Genomic DNA, 6529 nt, shown 5'->3' with positions numbered 1-6529 from the left:
CCAGACCCTGGTCGCTGTATGCCGCTGCTTGCGCCACGTGACACGATCCTCGGCGAGCCACTGCTCGATGACAGGCGTCCACTCATCAAGCATCGAGGCCCGCCCCTTCCTGACCGGCGGCCTGGCCGACAGGTCATCGACCTTCAGATACTTGCGCACCGTCGGCTCGCTGACGCCTTCGGCGCGCGCGATCGAAGCGATGGACTCGCCCTCCCTGCGCCGACGACGGATAGAATTGATTCTGGACATGTTGATCATTGCCTTTCCGGCCCTCCTCGATAGATAACGAAGCACTACCAAGGTACAGCCCGACTATGGTCAGCATGCCCCACGCCCAAACCCGAAAAAACTACCTGACCAAAACCACAAAAAACAATTGAACCAAAACAGGTACTGCGCCCATTGCCCCCGCAGCGCCTGCGTGGAGTAGATCCACCGGTAGATGCTCTCCTGGCATACGCGCATCAGCGGGTCGTCCGGGTACTCGCCGCGAAGCCTGCCCGCGACGAGCAGGGGCGTCCACCCCCGGCGCAGCCGGTCCGTGACGTACGCGAGAAGCCGGTCGCACGCCATGCGACGGGGCTTTCGCGCGCGCGTCCTGCGCGCGTCGGCCTTGCGCTGGGCGGGACCCGCCACGTAATAGCGGCCGGTCCAGGGCCCCGTCTTCAGCCGTTGCGGCCGGTACGGCCGGTAGGATTCGTTCCGGTTGGACGGGAACCACGTGTTGCGCCTGATCTCGCGGCTGATGCTCGACGCGCTACGGCCCAGCATGGCGGCGATCGCCCGGACCGTGGCGCCGTTGCCCACCTGGATCTGGATGACCTGCCTTTCCTCCTCACCGATATGCGAATACACTCGTGACATGGGTGCGACACCTTCCTCCCGCGGAAACCTAGACAATCTCCAATGGTATAAGGTGTCGCACTTCAATCTAGACAACGGGCTGCCATGAAAATTCGTTGTGATGCTATGTAGTTGATGAGCTGAACGTGGATGAACACGAGGACTACGGCTATGAGATTAAGTCGGTGAAGCCATACTGAAAGTTCATGCCTTGCGAGGTGTTCGAGCCAATGTTTCAACAGTTCGAGCCACCGTAAGCGTGAAGTAAGCCAACCTGCCATGAACATGCATGACCAGACTGCAAGTGCGATGAACAGTATAAGTGCCCAATCGCCAGTTCTCTTGATCCACCCCGACGAAGGGGAAAGTTGGCGATGCAGGACTGTGAGGGTAATCGCCATAAGTCCCATCACCCCATGAACCACATATACATGTGGTAACCCGACACTTCTGTCCACCCATCGAGGACGAGTGCCAAGATACATGGCGGCAAGCATCCATGAGTATGCAATGACACCAAGTTGGATGCCGACCATATTGTGTAAATACAACGTTGGCAAGGTCGTCGAAAGCATCAGCACCATGGGCGCGGGCACAATAAACAGTAGGATCATCCATGTTAGGAGTATGCGTGTCGATAGGTGTTTCATCGCCAGAACTCCTTATCATGACTGGATATTGACGATGCGTCTACAAGCGTGCCATGTGAATAATTTTGATACTGTCCTGAATCGGGTGATGTGGACTGGGTTTTGTTCCTGATTTCCCCCGGATAAGGAATGATGGAATGTTGAGTACGGGATATGCCAAGGAGTTCAGGGACCGGGCCGTCAGGCCGTTGGCCGAGTCCCGGGAGAATCACGCGTCGGAGACGAAGGCGTTGCAGGGCGTGGCGAAGGATCTGGGTGTGGCGGCGGAATCATTGCGCCGCTGGCAGGCCAAGGCCGATACGGCAAGCACGGCGGGTCCCGAGGAGTCCGGCGAGCTCAGGCGGCTGCGTCGGGAGAATGCGCAGCTGCGTCGGGCGAACGAGATCCCGTCGAGCGCGTCGGCTTTGTTCGCCTCACGGCTCGACCCGACACGACGTTGATGGTCGAGTACATCGACACTCATCGCCACCGGTTCGGGGTCGGGCCGATCCGCACGGTCCTGCGGGCTGCGCTGGCTGGCGGGTTGCTCACCGCCAGAGCATACCGGCAGGTCAAAGCCCGTGCCGCCAGCAGGATGCGTGCCCGTCACGAGACGCCGGCCCGTGACATCATGGTGATCCACGCGCACCGGTTCATGGCGGTGTACGGGTATCGGAAAGTCCATCGTCAGCCGATCCGCCGGGGATGGCGTGGGATCGGGCGTGACCAGGTGCTGCACGTCATGCGCTCCCTCACGATCCAGGGGGTGCGTCGGGGACGGAACCCGATCACCACGCGACCCGCCAGAAGCACGGGCGGCAGGCCGGACCTGGTGAACAGGCAGTTCACCACCGAGGCTCCTGGACGCTTGCACGTGGCCGACATCACCATCGTCACGACTCGCGTCCGGCTCGTTCGCGTATGTGGCGTTCGTCACCGACGCGTACGCCACAAGGATCGTGGGATGGGCCGTCGCCGCGAGCCAGCACACCAGGACGTTGCCCCTGGTCGCGTTGGACCAGTCCATCAGCTGGACAGCCCGGCACGGGCAGACCACAGGCCTGATCCACCACAGTGATCATGGCACCCAATACATCAGTGCCCTGTACGGCACGCACCTGACACCAGCAGGCATCCTCGCACCCACCGGCAGCGTGGGCGACTCCTACGACAACGCGCTGGCCGAAACCGTCAACGGCGCGTACAAGGGCGAACTGATCCGCCGATCCAAGCCATTCGAGTCCATGCACGCGTTGGAACAGGCCACGTTCCCATGGGTCTCCTGGTGGAACAGCCAACGTCTCCATGAAAGCCTCGGCTACCGGACACCATGCGAAGTCGAAACCCTGTATCATCAACAACAGGCGATATCAATCGCCCCAAAAACCAACAAAACAGCGTGAACAAAAACCAGTCCACTTCATATTGCCCGCTGAAGATACTTAGGTATATCTATATTCGCCATCTTTGTTTCGACCCCCCCCTGTTTGATACTTAAATTAACGAAGATTATACACCTATCCGAACATATGTTCTACTCCTCCTCGAACCCTGAGTTCTCGATCTTGAGTGTGTTGGAGTTCTCACTAACCGTGCGGACTTCGGCATCACTGAAGCCTTCGGGCTTGTCCGCGTGCACTTCAAGATTGATCGTGATTTGTGCACCTGAGCGCAGCAGCGGGCCTAGAATACCGTCGTTGATTCGAGCAAGGTCATGGTTGAGTAAGTTGGCCTTGAGCTCGACGTTGGCGAAGAACCGTGTCTGAGCAGGTGCGCTCAGCGGCTGACTGCGGTCGAGCGGTTGGCTGACACCGGTCTGGCCTCCGGCAATCTGCCGTTCACCAGCTTGAGTGCATTCTGCACCTTCCAGCGACTGTCGCGCATCAGTGCCACCTTCTGGTGTCTCCTGTGAAGCAGTAAGCCCACGCGTGCCATCCTCCAGCTGGGAGTGGCGGGACGCCTCAATATCCCGTTGATCCTGTTCGAGCTGCTGGAGCGCCACATCCCAGTCCACGATGAGCGTGGCATCGGTGACGTGAATGTGCTCGCTACTCACCTGCGCGCCATCTCCCGTTTCACGATGCCCGGGGACGACCAAACCCAGGAATCGACCTGTGTCAGGGTCTCTCCTGTCGGCAACGGCGAATCGTTCGTTGTCAAGCCCGTTCAATTCCGGCACACCTTCGATGGCTGCGTCGAGCACGGAGCGGTCGAGTAGCCGTGGCATGTAGGGGAATCGGGTGATAAAGGACCATAGCGTCTTCACGCTGATGGCGCCTTCCTTGAATGCTGGCCGCACCTTCTGCAGGAGTTCGAATCCAATGGTGCTTGGTGCATACTGGGCGATGATGATTTCCTCACGGGCAAGTCTAGCGCTCGTTCGACTGGCTAGTGTGTCGCCGCCAGACTCGGGGATTTTCTCCTGCGTGAGCGTGAAGTCGCTGGTTTCCCCGCCTTCGGGGTAGACACACCAGCAGTATGCCGACTTCACTGCCGCGTCGAGGCGGCTGTCATACTCATGAACGTTGGCGTGGACCTGCTGTGCCTGCTGCGGGGCGATGTTGAGGGCTTGCTCACTGTTTTCGATCTGCTTCCATCCCAAGTAGGCGCTCGCGGTGGCTGTCACCGATTCCATAGCGCTGCGGTCGGCGCTGAGGAATACGACCATGTTGCGGTTCTCGCGTTGCGCCGAACCCCTGCGCTCGATGGCGACGCGAATCCATGTCATGCTCTGAGAGTCTGGGTTTTCGTTTCTGCCCATGACCAGTCTCGGGTGCACGATGACCAATGCGACCTCGTCGCTGTCCGGAATGTCCGAACTATCCGCGGGTGCGACGCATACTCGCCGGAAGTCGCCGCGATTTGAAGCCGTTGATTCGGGTTGCAATCGGCGCATGATTTCAGCGAAGACTGTGTCCTCATTCTCACGGTATCGTTCGGCGTATTCGCGGGCGGTTTTGGCGATGGATGGCTGGGTGCTGTACCAGTACAGTCCGTGCTCCGAGAACAGGTAGGTGGAATGCTGCTGCAATTGGTTCAACGCGGAACCGAAGTTGCCGTGCACATCACCGGGTATGGCTGTGCCCAGCCATATGAGCTGTTCGCTGATCCCTTTGGTCTGCATGGCAGCTCTTGGCGCCGAACCAAGGAACACCGTGCGGGCCACACGCTCCGCCAAGCGTCTGGATACCAGGACTGAATTGTCGGTGTCGATATTGGCGGCGGTTGCGGAGTCGCTGTCGATATCGGTATCAATCACCGTTTTCCACGAGTCCTGCAGGTAGCCGGTCAGATCGGTGTTCACGGAAGTGGCGCCGAGTGGCACGTTGCCGGGGAGGATCAGCGGGCTGGAATCTTGCGACACCCACAGTTCATGGATGATCGAGGAAACGAGTTTGAGCACGCCGCGGGTGCGCTGGAACTTGTCCAGTCCCGCCCAATCCTCATACAAGCGATCGAGTAGTTCGGGATGTAGCGGGTAGGATGCGCGGATGCGTGATTCATAATCCTGGCCCGGACCGGATACTTCGGACGGATAGGACTTGGGGTCATTGCGATACATGTTCACGAATTGCCGTGCAGTCAGGGCTATCCGTTCCTGAGCTTCACCATCTGGCTCTTCGAATAGGCGTTTTCTCACGATTTCGAATGACTCGTCGCGGGTCGATGGACGCCATTGATCGGCCTTACGTCCGATGGCGTTGCGCAGACGTTCCAATGCCGCTCGTCCGTTGCTGCCGCCAACCTCGATGTCATTAGCCGTGTCGCCGCTTTCAGAAGCGGGAATCGAGACCACCAGCATGCAGTTTGGCACGGCGGACACGGCCTCGGTTAGCGTCTGTGCGAACGTGAACTGGGTGTCGAAGGTTCCGCCAGGCAGATCATCGCGCCCAACCAGATCACGCGCGTACGCTACCCACTCATCGATCAGGATCAAAGCGGGACTGTATCTCCTCAGCAGCGCATCCAGGGCGCTGCCCGGATTGGTGCCACGCTGGTCGTCCTGCGCAACCATCGCATAGCCTTCGCTTCCCCCCAGCTGCCAAGCAAGCTCACCCCAGATGGTGTTGACCTGAGTACCATCCGGCTCAACATGTGGGGAACCGGCCTTCAAGTACGTGCCGACAATTGCGGCGCGACGTACGCTGCCAGGCTGCCATGCGGCAGCGAGCTTGTTGTGCGCTACCAAGTCCTGTACATCGGATGACAATGCTTTCACAGGCGTATCACCGAACAAATGATAGAGAGCCAGCAGCGAATGGGTTTTCCCGCCGCCGAAATTGGTCTGTAGATTCACTACGGGTGAAGCCTGCCCGTCACCAGCCAGACGCCGCATGGCGCGGGACAGAAGATCACGCAACCCCTCGGTCAGATAGGTTCGGTTGAAGAATTCGATCGGATCACCATATGGGTTCCCGGGTTCCTGCGCGGTTTTTGCCACAGCCACCTGATACAGGTCGGCGGCAAACTCCGAAGCCGTGAAATTACCGGATGCGACATCGTCATGTGGCGTGATGACCTGACGCCATGGTTTCATGCCTTGCGTAGCATCAACTGATATCGTCTTTCTGCGCGTCTGCTGACGCGTGTGATCCTCATACATCGTCCGTTGCAACTGGTCACGCAGCTTGCGTACATCGCCTGCCGAGTCAGGCGCTGCGACGGCTTCGAGCAGCAGCTCGATGGTGCTGAGCGCGCGCAACGCCTGCTCGGAATTGAAAGCCTGCATGTGCGCCCAATTATTGCGCGTCTCCCGCAATTCCGATGCATACGACTGCTGGGAACGGGTCAGTGTGTCGTTGAACTCCCGACCATACTCCGTGATGGCGCGCAGTTGGATCTGCACATCATGCTTCTCATAGACCCGCAGCGGCGTACCGTGCCTCTCAGAATCCTGCTTTGCCCACGCTGCCGGCCAGTCAGCAGTGTTGAACACTCGGGTCATCACCTCGTCGACGGGATCCCCAAGCCCCTCCGACAAATATTCGAATGCCTTGCCGACCCTGTCCCTGTTATTCACCGCCATAGCGACCTCGCAGTCCCATTATTGCTCGTAA

2 protein-coding genes and 2 pseudogenes are annotated in these 6529 nt (G+C 59.1%); 1 reads left to right on the top strand and 3 read right to left on the bottom strand.

The window, feature by feature from the left end; translation table 11 throughout:
• Both BISU_RS03670 and BISU_RS03665 read right to left on the bottom strand, forming a co-directional pair.
• Nucleotides 1–249, bottom strand: a 249-nt coding sequence (locus BISU_RS03670) for a helix-turn-helix domain-containing protein (protein WP_324606616.1), incomplete at its 3' end; no start/stop codon positions are given.
• Between the two features lie 138 nt (nt 250–387).
• Nucleotides 388–864, bottom strand: a pseudogene (locus tag BISU_RS03665) (transposase); the annotation flags it as partial.
• 766 nt (nt 865–1630) lie between these two features.
• On the opposite strand from BISU_RS03665, the pseudogene BISU_RS13115 reads away from it, so the two are divergent.
• Nucleotides 1631–2853, top strand: a pseudogene (locus BISU_RS13115) (IS3 family transposase); the annotation flags it as partial.
• A gap of 153 nt (nt 2854–3006) precedes the next feature.
• Here the strand turns inward: BISU_RS13115 and BISU_RS03645 are convergent.
• The gene (locus BISU_RS03645) at nt 3007–6498 is read right to left on the bottom strand and encodes a DUF499 domain-containing protein (RefSeq protein ID WP_024464663.1); all 3492 of its coding nucleotides are present in this window, start codon (nt 6496–6498) and stop codon (nt 3007–3009) included.
• Between the last annotated feature and the right edge of the window lie 31 nt (nt 6499–6529).

Origin of the sequence: Bifidobacterium subtile, from assembly GCF_000741775.1 — a bacterium.
Taxonomy (GTDB): domain Bacteria; phylum Actinomycetota; class Actinomycetes; order Actinomycetales; family Bifidobacteriaceae; genus Bifidobacterium; species Bifidobacterium subtile.
This window is presented reverse-complemented; position numbering and strand designations above follow the sequence as displayed.

What these genes read in the sequence shown, in the direction of transcription:
- BISU_RS03645 (WP_024464663.1), bottom strand. Translation starts at nt 6,498, where the DNA reads ATGGCGGTGAATAACAGGGACAGGGTCGGCAAGGCATTCGAATATTTG.